Origin of the sequence: Photobacterium indicum (assembly GCF_003026215.1) — a bacterium.
Lineage (GTDB): Bacteria > Pseudomonadota > Gammaproteobacteria > Enterobacterales > Vibrionaceae > Photobacterium > Photobacterium indicum.
In genome coordinates, this window is record NZ_PYOC01000001.1 from 1,155,628 (window position 1) to 1,172,352 (window position 16,725).

Here is a 16,725-nt window from a genome sequence, read left to right on the forward strand (position 1 = left end):
CACTTAACACAGCAATGTGCTAATAAGGATTGGTTATGTCAACGCTTGACAATTTAACGCTGAAACCCCTAAAGAAGGTTAAGCTTTCGGATTTCGTGACCGATGAAATCGAAAAATTAATTTTAGATAATACGTTTAAAGAAGGGGATGTTCTACCTTCAGAAAGAGAGCTTATGACTGCGTTTGGCGTGGGGCGTCCGTCTGTTCGTGAAGCCTTGCAAAAGCTGTCTCAAAAAGGCTTAGTTGAAATCAATAGTGGCGAAAAGACACGTGTTACTCGTCCTTGTACTCAAACGATCGTTAGTGGCCTATCAGGTATTGCTATTGGTCTATTGTCGCAAGATAAAGAGAAGATGCAGTTCGAACATCTCAGGCAATTGTTTGAAATCTCTGTGGTACGTGAAGCTGCTCGAGTCAGAACTGAAGAAGATGTTGAAAAGCTTTCTGCTGCGTTAGAAAACAACTTGGCACAAGTCGATAATTATGATCGTTTTATCGAAACGGATATCGCATTCCACCGTACGATTACTGAAATTTTGGGTAATCCAATGGTGACAACGATTTATGAATCCTTAGTGCAGTGGTTGATTCGCTCGCGTAACCCAGAAACGTTTGCCAAGCTGCATCAAATCAGTTGCGAGCATCATGTGGAAATCTTCAAAGCCATTCAGCAGGGTGACCCTGACCTTGCTGAACGTGAAATGCGTCATCACCTCGATAATGTGATGAATAACGCGTAATAGCACTCAAAAAAACACCAATACTGTTTTGACGCATATTGGTGTTTTCCTTTATTCCTAAAGGCTTTGTTACAACGTTATAGCAATATTACCTTCAAATACCTTGCGACCTCTTCTTAACTATCTACTTATACCATCCTTGATGGAACCCTCATCAATGTATTTCCTTATCATTTGGATTGATTTTTTTTGCTCTATTTTATTGGTTTAATCAATGCCCGCCTTGCTATGCATACGTCTTCTTAATGTCTTGATTTGGATCAATAATACAAATAATAATGATTTTCATTGCTGTATTTACATTTAGAAACATGTAGAATGCGAACTATTCTCGTTTGATGGATATAAAAAACGATTTAGGCATCAAGCTTGCTCAATGAGATGAAAAAAATAAAAAGGATAAAACGTGAAGAAATCAATTCTTAGTATCGCTATTACTGCTGCAGTGTTTTCGTCAGCAGTGAGTGCTACAGCTCAAGTGAAAGTATTAGATAAAACCCATGAACCAGCAGGTAACTTTTTAGCCTATACCGAGTTTGAGCTTTCGGGTGAACCGTTAGCTGAATCTCTTGGTTTAGATTTGGATGTACTTGATCCAAATGTCGCTGATGATCCAACACCTTTTGATTTTGCTGCTGGTATCGAGAGTTATGAATACTCAGAAGAGGCGATGTACGCACTGAATTATCAGTCAACAATGGGGCCGCACCTAGTGAATGGGCCTGTTAACCGTGCTCGCGGCGGCAAGATGTCAGATCTTGGTAAGCGTGTTATCGAGATGGCAGCAGCTGTAGGTTTTCCTGCAAGTGAAATTCCTCAGAACATGTACCCGATTTCTATTCCATATGTATCTGGCAGCCCTGAGTTTGCTCAAAAGCCTGATGTAACCACGGTAAATGGTGATGAAGTTGAGATAACTACTGCCAAAGGTAACAGTAAAACAGTACAGACAGTGGTACCAGCTTATTTCCGTGATTATAAATCGTTAGCTTGGAATGAAGCGACATTTGATAAGTCATTTAGCCCTGCAGCAACTGGCGGCATTCTTTTAAAAGAAGTGATGTGGGCACAAGATTTCTTAGGTGGTATGCACGTAACAACGACTGATGAAGAAGTTGAAGCTGAATCTGCAAAAATGGATTTAGACGGCAAGCATAGCTTGGGTGTTTCTGCTGCCGATGGCTTTAACGGCATGATGCTGACAGAAATTTCTATCGATAAACTATTGATTATGCAGCAACAGCTTGGGTTCGATGGTAAAAAACTGGGTGTAGCATTCGGTCCTGACTATGATCCTGCAAAGGGACCAATTTGGTTTGCACATAAAGTGGCTGTTACAGAGGGTTCTGACAATGGCGTGAATTCTATTGCAAGCTTGAGAGTTACTGATGGCTCATCAACGCTGCGTGATACGTGGTCGGCATTGTGGCCTGTTTCTGAGTTCTTCGCTTTCAGTGATCAACGTACAGCGAACAGTGCGCAAAACCCTGCATTCTTAGCTGTGTTCGATGGTGCTCCTTTTGCTGCATCACCAGCTGTAAACACTGATTCGAATGATAAGAATGACGTAGTTGCGGATGATGCATTCTCGTTGGCAAACAACATTTCCAACTTACTCTTCAAGAACATTGCAGCATTGCATTACAACAAAGAGAAAGGCACCTTAGTTACAGAATACAAAGACGGTAAGCAAGGTAATAATGTAGATACTTACGACGCTGCATACTCGCTTGTTGCTCTGTCTATTTACCAACGCGCGAAAGATGCTTTACCGGTTGGTTACGCTTCAGCTGATTCAGGTAATGTCGATCTGAAAACAGATGCAGGCAAGCAAGCTCTTGCGATGATTAAAGGTCAGGCTGATTTCATTATTAATCAATTAGTTGATAAAGACGGCCTTGTGTTCGATGGCTTGACGTTAGGTAAAGCCAATACACACAGCAAAGATAAGTCACTTGATGCACAATTTGCTGCAATTCGTGGTCTTGTAGCCGCTTACCTTGCAACCGATGATGTGAAGTACAAGCAAGCAGCTCGTTCAATTTACCTTGCCGTTGATAAGAACATGTTTGATAAGGGTATCAATACATGGGCAACTGTGCCGGGTAAAGCGACAATTCATACGCCTTATACCGAAGCTGCAATTTCAGGTGGTTTACGTGAAGCGATTCTTCACCTAAAAAATGAAGAAGGTGAAAATGAGCCAGCACTAGAACTAACAGCACTAACGGATCGCTATGTTAGCTGGTTCCGCACTGTTATTAATGGCGGAATGCAAATGGCTGAGTGGATGGGCGATTCTGGTGAAAACCAAGTGAAAGGTAGCCAATCAACTGATACCGATGAAGATGGTGTACCACAAATTATTGCCGCTGGCGGTAAATTTGGTACAGCAATGACAATGGCTAACAAGGCTAGCGTTGAGTAATCAATAAAGCGTGTTAGTTACCCATTTAGGCAGCGATCATAAATCGCTGCCTTTGTCGTTTTTGTTCATTATCGCGCAATGCTCTGTATTGCAGTGAATGGGTTGTTGTTATGTCGATATCTGTAATGTCAGATCATAAACCTACTATGAGCCGCCTTAGTCAGTGGTGGCAACATTTGGCTTATCACCATAAATGGGCTGAATCGTTACTTTATTTGATGTTTTTTAGTGGATTACTGCTGTGGGATACGATCAACACCAGTTGGCAAGTCGAACGTTGGACATTGTTATTTCACATGCTTGTTGGCGTTACTCTATTTTCGATTGTGGTAGGTGCTTTTTGGGCTGCCCACCGTCGACTAATACAATCCAGCAAAAAGCCATTCCTGCGTCAAACAGGTACTGCGATTGAGTGGTTACTCATTGCTTGCAGCCTTAGTGGTTTTTACTTGTTTTTCTATGGTACGCCGGGGAATACCTTGGGCGTGATTATTCAAAATGTACACTTTTACTCATCTTGGCTGTTAGCACCATTAGTGTTTCGACATGCGATGCGTTGGAGTGTCATGAACGTTAAAAAATACTTAATACGATGAGAGCCGAAAAGGCCGAATTAAATCACATGTATTTATAGTGAGGAATTCATGTTACCCAGTTTTTTAATTACCCTTCGCGAAGGGTTAGAGGCATTTCTATTAGTCGGTATCGCTTTGTCGTACCTAGCAAAATTAAATGCACGACATTATAACAAGTACATTTATTTAGGGGCATTTGTTGGGCTACTGCTTTCTTTAGCTGTTGCTGTAGTGTTCCAAGTTGTTGTTGATCAGTTTAGTAACGAGCTATACCGTAACTATTTGATGGCTGGCATTTTGATTTTTGCCACCATCGTATTGACGTATATGGCGATTTGGATGCAGCGCCAAGCAAAAAATCAAGTTGCTCAAATGCAAAAAGAGCTAACAGATATGGTCAGTACCGGTAATTTATGGGGATTGATCTTATTATCAACGTTAGCAGTATTGCGTGAAGGCTTTGAAACTATTCTATTTTTCTCTGCATTAATGTATTCAAGCATGGGAGAATTCAGCACTCAAGATGCACTTATCGGGGCTATTGCTGGGCTAGTGTGCGCATTGTTATTGGTATGGGTAATGCTAAAAGGTACCCGTAATGTACCGTTACGCTCGTTTTTCCGCTGGACAAGCTTATTCATCATTATCATTGCTGCAGGTCTATTGTCATCGGCGATCAACATGCTGCAAGCCGCTCATATACTTCCTATTCTTCACGCCCAGCTTTTTGATATTTCACACATCTTAGATGACCGCGGTGTATTTGGTACTTTCTTACGAGCACTATTTGGCTATAACTCATCACCAGGGTTACTACAGCTAGTAGTGTGGGGCGGTTACATGTCCACTTTCACATTTTTCTGGCACCGAGGTTACAAACAAGCATGAGTCATTTAGAAAAAAAGCATATTGCCGTACTCGGTGCAGGACCAGCTGGTTTAATGGCTGCGTGGGAATTAGTGGAAGCAGGGTATCAAGTTACCATTCTTGATCGTGATGATCATGTTGGTGGAATGTGTGCGACTCAGACATTTAAGGGTGAGCATGGTGACTATCGCTTTGATTTCGGCGGACACCGCTTCATAACAAAGAATCCTAAATTGCTATCGTTTGTTGATGAACTAATGGGTGACGATTTACTTTTTGCACAACGTAAAAGTGTGATTCGTTACCGTGGACGCATTTACCAGTACCCGCTTGCCTTAGTTGATTTAATTAAAAATGCACCGTTACCTTTGTTGGTTGGCGGTGCTATTGATCTGGGCAAACAATTATTCAAACCGAAGCCACAAGACCAATCAACCGTTAGCTTTGCACAATGGATAGAAAGTCGCTTTGGTACTACGTTGTATAAAAACTTTTTTGAAAGCTATACCGCCAAGCTATGGGGGATCGATCCGGCGACGTTATCGGGTGACTGGGCATCTCAACGAATCAGTCTAATGGATTTAAAAGATGTTGCTCGCCGTTTATTACCGGGGCGTCGTTCGTCGGTACGTACATATGCTCGCCAGTATCGTTACCCAAAACTGGGATTTGGACAACTATATACACGCTTAGCAGAAGAGTTAGAGAAAAAAGGGGTTGAGATTGTTCTAAATAGCGATGTTTGTGGCGTAAAAGTGAATGCAGATAACCAGATAGAAGCCATTGAATATCAACATGAAGATACAGTGAAAACGCTGGCGTGTGATCAGGTTATATCGACACTGCCATTGTCGCTGATGTGTAAGCTAACAGGCTTCGACAGCGAGTTGACGTTCAGATCATTGCGCTTTCTTAATATGCCGATGGAGGTTGAAAATGTCTCTGATAATACATGGCAGTATTTGTCTGACCCAGAAATCTTGGGCACGCGACTACAAGAACCTAAACGTCGTTCATCTTTCATGTCTCCTGAAGGGCGTACTTCCGTCATGATCGAGATCCCATGTGATAAAGGTGATGACGTGTGGAATATGCAGGGTGACCAGCTGCAGCAACGAGTATTGAAGGATCTTGAAACATTGGGTGTCGACCCTAAGCATGCAACGAAGGAATATTTCACCTCTTATACCGAGCATGCCTATCCATTAATGGACATGACTTATCAAGCTAAACGCGAAAAGGCCATTACTCATTTGTCGCAGTTTGACAACCTGATCATGACTGGTCGTCAGGGAACGTTCCGCTATATCTTCACCGATACAGCAATGGAAATGGGCATGATGGCAGCAGAATCGATTATTGATGGTGTTGATCGACGACGAGAAATTTTCGATTTTCGTAATGAAAAAACCGTGATTGAAGTGCAAAGCGTGGCTTAAAGCCATGCCTTGGTACAAGGAGAAATAGATGAAACTAATCATATCTGCACGTGTATTACGCTTATGCTTCGTTGTTTGTGTTGGGCTGATGACCAGCACAGTAAGTCAGGCGTATTCCTACGCGGCTGCAGGGAAAGAACCTGTTATTGATGGGCGAGAAACCATCATGCAGGCACTGGCTAATAATGATTTCGCGACGGTTAAATCGACTGTTGATGGTTTGAAGGACGAATTTACTTATTTACTGAATGAACACAAAGTAGATTTGATGACTCCGATGACACAAGCTTTGGCTGAAAAAGATGCAGCTAAGGTGGAGTCGGTGATGGATCGTGCCGTATTTGAAGAGATCGTTCGTCGATTAGACGGAGCAGAAAATAACTTGGCTGATTATCAGGTAGCGAAAGTGCTAGTGGTGAAAAGTAAGTTGTTTCTTGATTTGCTGTTACCCAAGCTTGATGACACCCAACGACAGCAAGCTATGTCGGCAATTCAAGGGGTATTGAGCGCGATTGGTAACCCTGGAGTGTTCGGGGTTGGTCAAGCACCCGCTGATCCGGCGGTATTTAAACAGCAACGTGATTTGTTGATAAATGCAATTAACCCATTGAATGAGTGATTGATGTACCACTCATTATTAGCCACTAACAAGCTGAATACAACGCCATATAATCTTCGTTATTTGATTATTATGGCGTTGGCATATGTGCTGTGGTGGGGGTGGATTCGCAGCTTTCCGATGGCGTTAACCAGTGATGACGCGTTGAATTTTTCACGGGGTGTTGTGCGTTTTTCGGTGTTGGAGTTTCGTCCTCATTTTCCTGGTTATCCGGCGTTTATCGGTTTTGCTCGAATAGCCGCGATTTGGGTTGATGCAATGATTGCTCCTATCTGGGTTTCATTATTGTCAGCGATGATGATCCCCGTACTTGTTGCTCGTTTAGTGTTAGTGCTTTGTGGTTCATGGGCGGCTGCAACTTTGGGGTGTTTGCTGGCATTGGGGCAGCCGCTGCTTGCGTCGATAGCACTCAGTGGGCTATCGGATTCAGCAGCAATCATGTTGTTTCTTATGGCTTTGATTGCAGCAATGCAACAGAAAAATGGGTGGGTTGGTTTGTGGCTAGGTTTAATGCTGGCGACGCGTCCTTCTTATATGCCGTTAGCCTTCGCAATGCTATTCGTACCATGCTTGGGTGATCGTACGAGTTCTACAATACGTGCATATTTACAAGCTGGTGTTGTTATCGCTTTTATTGGCGTAAGTTGTTTGCTTTTTATTTGGGCGCACGATGGCGCTGCTTATTTCGAAGAAGGACGACGTTTTACGTTAGGGCATTTTTCGATTTGGGGTAATACCGCAGAAGGGAATACAAACAGCCTTCATCAATGGTACGTATCTTTAAATACGGGCTTTGGTTGGGTTGGTGTCGGGTGTGCTGCTTTATCGTTGTATTACGCGATGTATAGCGGATTCTTATCAAAGTTTGGCTTGAAGGCTAGCCTGTCAGCATTGCAAGGAATAAAGCAAAAATTAGCGTTGATTGCAGCTATTGCTGGCATGTATTGGCTTTGGGTAACTGTGGGGCAAAACCCTGATAACTTAAGACACTGGGCACCTGTTCTATTTGTGTTTTTAGTTGTCTTTTCGGTTCAATTAGCCTTATTAGCGCATAGCGATATTGCCAATAAAATGTTGATAAATCCAGCGTATATTTGTGCTGTTGGTGCTGTTTTGTATTGTTTATCGCTAGGTTATCCAACGTATTCATCGGTACAGCGGCAAGCACCGATTCAACAAGCGATAGTTTGGATTAAAGCGCACCCGCAAGTGAATGTTGTGGGCACCAACTACAGTGTAAACCTATTGCGTGATCAGCTGGCGAGCTATTCAATTTACGACATGTATTACCCCAGCAGTAAATGGGCATTACGAGCAGCGGCGAAACAGGCACCTAAGAGTGCCTGGCGATTATCAGGAACACGATTAGACCAGCAGACGTTGGTTACGCAGTTCCTCCCAAGATTTATTGGTGAAAGACGTCTTTTTTTATATCAAATTAGTCAGTGACTCAGCTTACTGGCTTGAAGAAATGTGAGTGGATAGGCGAATGATGTTAAGTAGTAAATATAAGCCTGCAAAGCAACTTTTTCTGTTGATGTTAGTGCTGTTGAGTCAATCGGTATTTGGCTCTGAGAAAAGCAGCTCAATGTTGTTTAGTCAGGAAAAAACACTAATTATTAGCGCTAATTTTGATGCCGGCAGTGTCAGCATTCTTGATCGAAAAACGGGTGCGCTGGTCAATGAATCAACCATTGGTCGAGACATTCGACGCATTGCGTTGACCAATGATGGCAAATTGTTATTGGCGACTGATTATTTAAATGATCAGGTTGTTCTTCTTGATGCTAAAACATTACAAACTAAACAAGTAACAGCTGTACCTTCCCGTCCTTTTGGGGTGGTATTTGATGCGTTGAACCAGCAATTTTATGTAACCAGTTTTGAACGCGATAAATTGTTAGTCATTAATCGACAGGGAGAGATCACGCAAACGCTTGAGACTGCATCAACACCTCGTGGCCTTGCTCTGACGGATGATGGTCGCCTGCTGGTGACGCATTCGCTGTCTGGTCAGGTTTCTATTTATGATATAACCAAGAAACAGCCTAAATTGACTAAAACGATTCAATTAGTGGATAGTGAGGCCGACTCGGTTAAAACAAACCCTCAGGGCAAACCTCGTTTACTGGATAACATTGTAATTTCTCCTGACGGTACTCAGGCTTGGTTACCTCATGTCTTGTGGTCGTTCGGGCATGACTTTCAGTTTCAGTCGACAGTCTTTCCAACGATTTCTCTTTTAGACCTAACGTTTGGCGATGAGCATGAAATTATTGATGAGCGTAAGCAGTTATTTAAGCAAATTAATATAATAGAAAGTGGCAACCGAGTACGTATTGTCTCTAACCCACATGATGGCGCCTTTACCGATGATGGTAAAAAGGCCATTTTCACCCTTGCTGGCTCAGAAGACCTGATGGTGTTTGATTTATCGCGCCAAGGTAAGAAGAACAAAAAACGTCACCGTCGGAAGAAGTTTCAAGGTGGGGTTAAAGCAACTCAAATATACCGTAATGTTCCCGGCAATAACCCAAGAGGTCTATTGATTAATGGACGAGAGCTTTATGTACAAAACGCGATGTCATTAGACATTGCTAAGTTTGATACTGGGGCGGTGGGCCCATTTGCCAAAGTGAAATTAACGCAAGCCAATTTTGCTGATTTGGTAAAGGCAGATCCACTACCGAAGCAACTGCGTGAAGGTAAAACATTATTTAACAGTGCCAATATTGCAGATTCTCCGAACTTCCCTATGGCGGGTGACTTTTGGATGAGCTGTAATTCTTGTCATTTGGATGGCTTTAATTTTACTAATCGCCAGTTAATGGAAGATGGTAAAAAAGATCGGTTTAGCAACGCGGTGACGGGTCACGTCGATGTCAGAAAGATGATTGCAGGTGATGTCATTGGTGCATATATCGACATTATTCAAAAGACACAGGGCGGAATGGGCGGTGATCCAAGAGAGGATGCTTTACCTCTTATCAGCGTAGAAAGCCCGCCACTAGAAGCGGCGAAAATGATGTCTGCATTGAATGAGTATGTTCGGGCTCCTGAAAACTTACCTTATCTTTCAACATGGCTTCGACTTGATGATAAAAAACGTTATACACACCCTGATGAATGGGTGAACTCGGCAGAGTGTGCTGATTGTCATACTACCATTTATGACCAGTGGGCAGATTCTAACCATGGTATGAACATGGATCATCCGTACTATCGGTTCCAAGAAGATGTTGCTGCACAAAGCGAAGGGGAAGAGTTTCGGGTACTTTGCCGAGGTTGCCATGCACCGCAAATGGTGATTAACAACGATACGAAAGCGTTGTCAGGTTTTGGCGATATGTACAGTAAAGGTGGACAAGATTTAAAAGAAGCATTCGCACATGGAAAATCTGTGAGTGAACGTGGAACAGGCTGTGTTTTCTGTCATCGGGTAACCAAAGCTGAAAATGCTGGTGGTAATACAGATATGACCGTTAACATTAAAGATCGCGAGAGTTATGTCTTTGAAGATGCAAAGAATAGCATGCTGAAATGGTTGTCTGAAAAACAGATTAATGCACTTCCAGCGAAGCATAAAGCATCGTATTCAAATCCTGATTTGTACCAGAGTTCGTTATACTGCGCGACATGCCATAATGAATTTACAACAGGTCAGGGGGCAAATGTTAACGACAACTTTGGTGAGTGGCTGGCATCACCTTTTAATGCACCCGATGATCCGAAGAAAAATAAAACCTGTATCGATTGCCACATGACCCAAGATGTAACTGATTTCGATAATCGCGTTGGTGGTCAATCAACAAATGATGGACCAGTAAAATCGAACTTACGTTCACATCACCTAGTAGGAGGGAACTATTACTTCACTGGGATGCGCAATCCAGAACACAAGAAAATGAGTATCGACATACTTAAAACGGCATTAACCCTTTCAGTAGACAAAGATGGTAATCAACTTGTCGCTAATGTCACCAATGTTAACTCTGGGCATGACATGCCGGGTGGGGCAAGGCGACAGGTTTGGCTGGAAGTTATCGCGACTGATGTAAATGGCAAAATCGTATATACCAGTGGTGTGATGAAAGATGGCTATATACCGAAAGATGCGCGTAAATTCATTAAAGTCGGTGTAGATAAAGACGGCAAACCTGTCGGCCTACGTTTTTGGCGCTATGTGAAAATTGGTAAAGATACGAGAATTAAGTCGGGTGAAACGCGTAGCGAGCGCTTTGAATTACCGCAAGACATTCAATATCCCATCACTGTGTCAACGCGTGTTCTTTATCAAGTCTTTGCAAAGGGGCTTACAGAGAAGGTGCGTAATGCATATCCAGATGAAAATATTCCTGATCCAGAAGTGATCGAGTTGGAAAAAGTTGTGAAAACGTATAATCAAAACTGATCAGTTAGGGATGATATGATCAGTTGAACGAACGTTGTTAATGTTAAAAGCCGAGTATATTCAATATACTCGGCTTTTTTATCACGTATGAACAAGTTATAGTCGATTGTATGACTCGACCAAGTCGAACAGCGCACGACCACGAGTGGACTTTCATCTCCAGCAAGCTTTTGTCCCATTGTGTTTCAATGTAATTACTCAGTAGCAGGAGACGGAAGCCAGTTTGGTATACTATTTTTTATAGACAAGTACCTATCAATTTCAGGTATCACCAGAAATAATTAGCAGATAGAACCAGAATTGGTTATTCAAAGTTAAAAAGGAAGTTTAATAAATGTCAGTGTTCCAACGTATTAATATAACGATGTTTTTAGTCGCTATTCTCACTGGCTGCGCATCACTACCCGAAGAGGTTAATCATCCTAATGAGCCTGTAGTCACGCCATTAACGAGTACATTGGCTGAGTTGAGTGACTCTTATCGGCTTCAACAGCCTACACAAGAAACGAGTGCGGTTCTGCTGCAAGATACAGGCTGGGACGCATTGGCTCAGCGGTTGGCATTAATCGAAACTGCCGAACATAGTATCGATATTCAGTATTACATATGGAATTCGGATGCTTCGGGTCACTACCTAGCAAACCGTTTAATAGCGGCTGCAGATCGTGGTGTTAAAGTCCGAGTGATGCTGGATGATATCAATCTTAATGAACGAGAAGATCTGCTTGTCACTCTTGATTCTCACCCTCAAATAGAGATCCGCATATTCAATCCGATTCCAACCCGTCGTGGCGTCACAAAGTGGCTAAATTTCTTAGGTGATTTTTCTCGTCTAAACCGCCGCATGCACAATAAATCATTTACCGTTGATGGTGCTTTTTCCATTGTTGGTGGGCGTAATATAGGTGATGAATATTTTGACCTTTCTGATGAAATCAATTTTCGTGACCGCGATGTATTGGTAATGGGCTCGGTAGTTACCGATATTCAAGTTAGTTTTGGAGAATACTGGGACAGCCGTTGGTCTTACCCAGTCGATTTACTGGGAGGTGAAGTCGCACCATATAAGCCAGTGTTAGATGCGATTTCCGCGCCTAGTTACAATAATTATCCCGCTTTGCCTGAAGGAAGTAAGACTGCCAATCGATTCTTAAAAGATTTAGTGGGTGAGATGACTTGGGTTCAAGCTCGTTTTGTTTCTGACCGACCAGTGCCTGTCGATGAAGATAACACCAGTGAACCGAAGGCGACGGCCAGAGTATTGGCTGAATTGGCTCGTGAATCTGAGCAAGAAATATTATTGGAATCTGCATATCTCATATTTGATGATCGTCAATTAGAAGAGGTGCAGGAATTGACCAGCAACGGAGTGCAGATAAAAGCATTGACTAATTCAATGGTTTCGAATGACCTAGTTACTAACCACTCAGGCTACGCAGGTCGACGTCAGGACATGCTTGAACATGGCATACAGTTGTTTGAGTTGAAACCAGACACGAGTTTATGCGAAGAGTCTACTCGAGACTTATCCAAATGCGCCCCGACCTTAGCTTATGGTCTTCATGCTAAGTCTGCTGTTTTTGATAGACGAGTGGCTAGCATCGGCTCTTTTAACTTCAACTTACGTTCAACCTACCTCAATACCGAGTCTATTCTAGTCATTGAAAACCAAAGTGTGGCTGAAAGTCTTGCTGATGATATAGAGCAGGCGATGAACGAGGATAATAGCTGGCGTTTGAGGTTACAAGAAGGCGAAGTCCGTTGGTATTCCGGTCAAAAAAGTTGGGAAAGCGAACCTGAGACAGGCCGATGGGAGCGATTTCAATCACGTTTTTTACAGTTATTGCCAATAGAGAAGTACCTGTGAAGTAAGCTAACTCGTAAAGGTACTGTCAATGCTAGGTACACAATTAAGCGGTTTTTTCATACCTGAAATAATTCATTCGTTGCTAATTGAGTAAAATCAGTAATACATTCAATTAGAGGGGGCTGTGTATGGCGATAAGCGATAACATACCCCTACCTCTTTTCGGGAATTAAAATATCATTAATAGTTAATGTATTTTTTTGTTGGCGCCAGTTCGTCATATCTCTCGATATAAGCATCAGAGAAATCGTTCATTTCTGCATAAAAATTGGTTCTATCTTTGCCTGGCAGCATATAAAAACCATGAGAGTGCGCTTCATAAACATGTAAATCAGCGTGTGAGCCAGCATCACGGATTGCTCGGTGCAGTAATACGGTATCACTCAGCATTAAATCACGCGTTCCAGCAACCAAGATGCTTGGTGGAAAGCCTGTAAAGTCACCATAAATTGGTGAAAGGTAAGGGCTTGTTGGATCTAAGTCCCCCACATATTGCTCTACTGACGCTTCGATTAACCCATCCCAAGTCCCTAGCAAAGCATCAATCCCATCATTAACAAATCGGCTATCCGGTTTTTTTAAAACATCAGCTGCTGGTGTACCAATGAATAGCGCAGCTGGCATTGGCATGCCGAGATCTTTCATGCGTAATGTTGCAGCTGTGGTTAAGTTTCCTCCGGCAGATGTGCCGCCCATCATGATAGAGCCCGCCTGACGCTTATTAATAAGCGCATTCCAAACCGTGATAATATCATTGAGTGCGGCTGGTGCTGGATGAACAGGTGCTTTTCGGTAATTAACAGAGATTACAAGCATTTGTAACTTATACGCTATAACTGCCGCTTCACGAAGTAGTGCATCACCTCCACCATAAATCCATGCGCCACCATGAATATGAAGGAACAGATTATTCGCATTTTTCTCTGATATTTTAAAAGGCGTTAGGGTATAAACTTCAACCCCATCAATCTTGTCCACTGTGTACTTTACATTTAAGTCTTTCGCAGCTTGACGGCCTTGCACTTCTGTAGGGTAATTAAATTTTGATATGTGTATTTCCCACTCTGCATCTGTGCTTGGTATCGTTATCGCTTTCACCGATTCACTGTTTAATGGTGCCGGTAAAACAGTCAAAGTGTGCTGCACTGTTTGTGAAGCATGTACAGGAATTGGTAACGATTTTTCATTCACTTTTAATGGGTTTTGTGCGCTTGCCAATATCGATAACGGAGTAAGTGCGATAAGTGCCAGGATTAGTTTTATCTTTTTCATGTTTCACCTTTAATAGCTTACTTGGGTTGCGATTAGGGATAACGTGAATCACCTGCTATCGCGTCGATAGAGGCATTATGGTGAAACCATTAAGTTTTCATATGAATTGGAGAAATTCATATTTGCACTATCAACTCAATCAAGTTTGAGGCGCTGCTAAATATCCAGAATAGATGGACTTACTGTTCTGGCTGAGTTAGGCCATCAAAAAATGTTTGCATAGTTTGATGTAACAGTTGGTTCAGTGCGAAGCCTCTCTTGGTTTGAAGGTAGCCCCCATTTACTTGAATACTACGCACTTCTTTCGGTAGTAGAGGAAGAGGGTAAGTTGCCACTTCAGCATCAAGAGTAGTCATATAACTGCTACCAAATAAGATGGCATCTGAATGCTTTAACTGGTTCAGTAGAACTCTAGTGCTATGAGTAACCAGAGATAATGTTGCTTGATATCCTTTCGCAAGGTAGATCTCTTCAATCGGAGAACGCTTGGTGTTCACGCCATCGATGATCAGTCGTGCTAATGGTAAATGATAAATGTCTTCCCAATCACTGCTGTGAGAAAGCACCGGATGATCTTGCCTAGCAACAAGGCAGAGATCGATGTCTTGCAGTTTGTGTTGATAGATCTCTTGCGGAAGAGGGAATGCTGAAAAATGGACCATATAATCAACATGGCCATTAAGCATCTCAGCCAAGGTTTCTCCTTGCCAGTAAATTAGCTTAAAATTGGCTTTTGGTAAGACGTCTTTAAGGGCAGAGTAAATCCCATCACCGTATAGTTCTAAAAAATAGATGTTCATTGCGATGGTAATTTCACCGTCAAACTGCAAAGGATTAAAGCTGTTGTAGGACTCCATCACTTTCTTTACTGGATTGAGCATTTCATCGACTGCTTCAGCCAATTTTTCTGCTAATTCTGACGGCTCTACACCATGCGCCTTGCGAATAAAAAGCTGATCACCAAAGGTTTCACGCAACTTGGCTAATCCACGGCTGACACTGGTTTGTGAGATTCCCAATTTTTCTGCTGCGGCATGGGTATTGCCTGTTTCAACGATGGCTTTGAGCACTCTCAACAAATTGAGATCCAGCTCGTTTAGGTTATTTTTCATCGATATCCTTATATAAAACTCCCTGTTTCTAAGATTCATTCTACACAGATATTGCAAAAAGGACTTTCTCTAATTCATCGATTTTTGTCGGCGATACGAGTTTAATAAACGCAACAAGTGCACAGTCGCTTAACCGTTTCGTTTTCAATTTTATAGAAGGCCTTATTTTTGTTTAAACAAATTATGGGTGGCAGCTTATTACTTTCGACCGCGTTATTTGCGGTTACAGAGTAATATAATCTTTCGCTCAACTATGAGCCGCTCATGACTAATAATGGAGTAATAACGACGCTATCAGCGGCCAATGTTGATAAGGGCTAGGGCGTTGTGTATGGGGGGCTAGGCGCCTTTTCTAACAAACCAACGCGTTTATTTATGGTCATTTTAAAAAGGCGTCGAACGAAAGATTCATCGAATAGCCGCCTAGTATTCTTGAGGAAGAAGGTTTCTTCTAACCTCAAAGATTGAAGTTCTCCAATGGTCAAGACGAAGAAGTATACTTTCCTAGCTTTTTCCTAGAATTAGATTTTTTTTAGTAAAACGACTTTTACCATACTTGAATAATTTTTCATGAGCGTAGAGCTGCCGTGTGTTTATACCAATCTAGACTGGTTTCTAATTATCCTTGCTGGTTTTTTATTAATGAATAAGGATAATAGCGACTTCTGTTTGCTGTTTTAATGTTGTTTTTCATGCGTCTTGATAAATTTATTTGTAAAAGTACCGATCTAACCCGAACTGAAGCGATTCTGCTGATCAATGCGGGGAATGTCATTGTTAACAATGAAGTCGTTAGCAATGAGGCGACTCAGGTTCATGAAAACAATGACGTTCTGTTAGATGGGGAAAAGCTAATAGCACGTGCTTCACGTTATATTTTGATGCATAAACCCTTGAATACGATCTGTTCGAATATTGATGAGGTGTACCCGTCATTGTTTAACTACATCGATGTGGAAAAAGCAGAAGATCTTCATATAGCAGGGCGTTTAGATGCAGACACCACAGGGTTAGTATTGATAACCGATGATGGTCGTTGGTCTTTTAATATTATTACGCCAAATAAACAATGCGAAAAAACGTACCGTGTTGGGTTGCGAAATCCAATTGCAGAAGATGCCGCCGAGAAGTTTGCACAGGGCGTGCAGTTACAAGGTGAGAAGCAACTTACATTCCCTGCGAAGCTCGATGTTGTTAGCTCTAACGAAGTGCTACTTACGATAACAGAGGGCAAGTTCCATCAAGTAAAGCGTATGTTTTCTACCATTGGTAATCGTGTTGTGACTTTACATAGAGAACAGATTGGCAATATCAAATTGGATGTTGACGTCGGGAAGTGGCGTTTCCTAACACCTGAAGAAATTGCTTATTTTAAGTAAGACGGAATGGGTATAA

General features: G+C 42.2%; 12 protein-coding genes. 10 read left to right on the forward strand and 2 right to left on the reverse strand.

What is annotated here, in order from left to right:
* The first annotated feature begins 35 nt into the window (after positions 1–35).
* The 9 genes from C9J47_RS05135 to C9J47_RS05175 all read left to right on the forward strand — a co-directional run bounded on the left by C9J47_RS05135 (position 36) and on the right by C9J47_RS05175 (position 12,946).
* On the forward strand, positions 36–740 hold the full coding sequence (locus C9J47_RS05135; RefSeq protein WP_107252531.1) for an FCD domain-containing protein: 705 nt from the start codon (positions 36–38) through the stop codon (positions 738–740).
* Between the two features lie 406 nt (positions 741–1,146).
* Positions 1,147–3,168, forward strand: coding sequence for a hypothetical protein (locus C9J47_RS05140; RefSeq protein ID WP_107252532.1), 2,022 nt, complete (start codon positions 1,147–1,149; stop codon positions 3,166–3,168).
* 110 nt (positions 3,169–3,278) lie between these two features.
* Positions 3,279–3,764, forward strand: a complete 486-nt coding sequence (locus C9J47_RS05145; protein WP_011221099.1) for a hypothetical protein — start codon at positions 3,279–3,281, stop codon at positions 3,762–3,764.
* A gap of 48 nt (positions 3,765–3,812) precedes the next feature.
* The gene (locus C9J47_RS05150) at positions 3,813–4,631 is read left to right on the forward strand and encodes an FTR1 family iron permease (protein ID WP_107252533.1); all 819 of its coding nucleotides are present in this window, start codon (positions 3,813–3,815) and stop codon (positions 4,629–4,631) included.
* Positions 4,628–6,049: an NAD(P)/FAD-dependent oxidoreductase gene (locus tag C9J47_RS05155; protein ID WP_107252534.1), complete on the forward strand. Its 1,422-nt coding sequence runs from the start codon at positions 4,628–4,630 to the stop codon at positions 6,047–6,049. Before C9J47_RS05150 ends, C9J47_RS05155 begins: the two co-directional genes overlap by 4 nt.
* 28 nt (positions 6,050–6,077) lie before the next feature.
* Positions 6,078–6,668 (forward strand): hypothetical protein, encoded by a 591-nt coding sequence (locus tag C9J47_RS05160; protein ID WP_107252535.1) that lies wholly within the window; start codon positions 6,078–6,080, stop codon positions 6,666–6,668.
* Positions 6,669–6,671: 3 nt separating this feature from the next.
* Positions 6,672–8,117 carry a hypothetical protein gene (locus C9J47_RS05165; RefSeq protein WP_245903290.1) on the forward strand — a complete coding sequence of 482 codons (1,446 nt, stop codon included), beginning with the start codon at positions 6,672–6,674 and terminating at the stop codon, positions 8,115–8,117.
* A gap of 40 nt (positions 8,118–8,157) precedes the next feature.
* Positions 8,158–11,079: a cytochrome D1 domain-containing protein gene (locus tag C9J47_RS05170; protein WP_107252536.1), complete on the forward strand. Its 2,922-nt coding sequence runs from the start codon at positions 8,158–8,160 to the stop codon at positions 11,077–11,079.
* Between the two features lie 334 nt (positions 11,080–11,413).
* Positions 11,414–12,946 (forward strand): phospholipase D family protein, encoded by a 1,533-nt coding sequence (locus tag C9J47_RS05175; RefSeq protein WP_107252537.1) that lies wholly within the window; start codon positions 11,414–11,416, stop codon positions 12,944–12,946.
* Between the two features lie 180 nt (positions 12,947–13,126).
* Here C9J47_RS05175 and C9J47_RS05180 read toward each other — a convergent pair whose 3' ends face one another.
* Both C9J47_RS05180 and C9J47_RS05185 read right to left on the reverse strand, forming a co-directional pair.
* Positions 13,127–14,218, reverse strand: a complete 1,092-nt coding sequence (locus C9J47_RS05180) for an alpha/beta hydrolase (protein WP_107252538.1) — start codon at positions 14,216–14,218, stop codon at positions 13,127–13,129.
* Positions 14,219–14,397: 179 nt separating this feature from the next.
* The gene (locus C9J47_RS05185; RefSeq protein ID WP_107252539.1) at positions 14,398–15,330 is read right to left on the reverse strand and encodes a LysR family transcriptional regulator; all 933 of its coding nucleotides are present in this window, start codon (positions 15,328–15,330) and stop codon (positions 14,398–14,400) included.
* Positions 15,331–16,022: 692 nt separating this feature from the next.
* Between C9J47_RS05185 and C9J47_RS05190 the strand changes: the two genes are divergently transcribed.
* A complete protein-coding gene (locus tag C9J47_RS05190) occupies positions 16,023–16,709 on the forward strand; it encodes a pseudouridine synthase (RefSeq protein WP_107252714.1) in 687 nt (228 codons plus the stop codon).
* The last annotated feature ends 16 nt before the right edge of the window (positions 16,710–16,725 follow it).

Excerpts from the sequence above, each read along its gene's own strand:
- C9J47_RS05165 (WP_245903290.1), top strand. The coding sequence starts at position 6,672 with ATGTACCACTCATTATTAGCCACTAACAAGCTGAATACAACGCCATAT.
- C9J47_RS05180 (WP_107252538.1), bottom strand. The coding sequence starts at position 14,218 with ATGAAAAAGATAAAACTAATCCTGGCACTTATCGCACTTACTCCGTTA.
- C9J47_RS05135 (WP_107252531.1), top strand. The coding sequence starts at position 36 with ATGTCAACGCTTGACAATTTAACGCTGAAACCCCTAAAGAAGGTTAAG.
- C9J47_RS05185 (WP_107252539.1), bottom strand. The coding sequence starts at position 15,330 with ATGAAAAATAACCTAAACGAGCTGGATCTCAATTTGTTGAGAGTGCTC.
- C9J47_RS05150 (WP_107252533.1), top strand. The coding sequence starts at position 3,813 with ATGTTACCCAGTTTTTTAATTACCCTTCGCGAAGGGTTAGAGGCATTT.
- C9J47_RS05175 (WP_107252537.1), top strand. The coding sequence starts at position 11,414 with ATGTCAGTGTTCCAACGTATTAATATAACGATGTTTTTAGTCGCTATT.
- C9J47_RS05170 (WP_107252536.1), top strand. The coding sequence starts at position 8,158 with ATGATGTTAAGTAGTAAATATAAGCCTGCAAAGCAACTTTTTCTGTTG.
- C9J47_RS05190 (WP_107252714.1), top strand. The coding sequence starts at position 16,023 with ATGCGTCTTGATAAATTTATTTGTAAAAGTACCGATCTAACCCGAACT.
- C9J47_RS05145 (WP_011221099.1), top strand. The coding sequence starts at position 3,279 with ATGTCGATATCTGTAATGTCAGATCATAAACCTACTATGAGCCGCCTT.
- C9J47_RS05160 (WP_107252535.1), top strand. The coding sequence starts at position 6,078 with ATGAAACTAATCATATCTGCACGTGTATTACGCTTATGCTTCGTTGTT.
- C9J47_RS05155 (WP_107252534.1), top strand. The coding sequence starts at position 4,628 with ATGAGTCATTTAGAAAAAAAGCATATTGCCGTACTCGGTGCAGGACCA.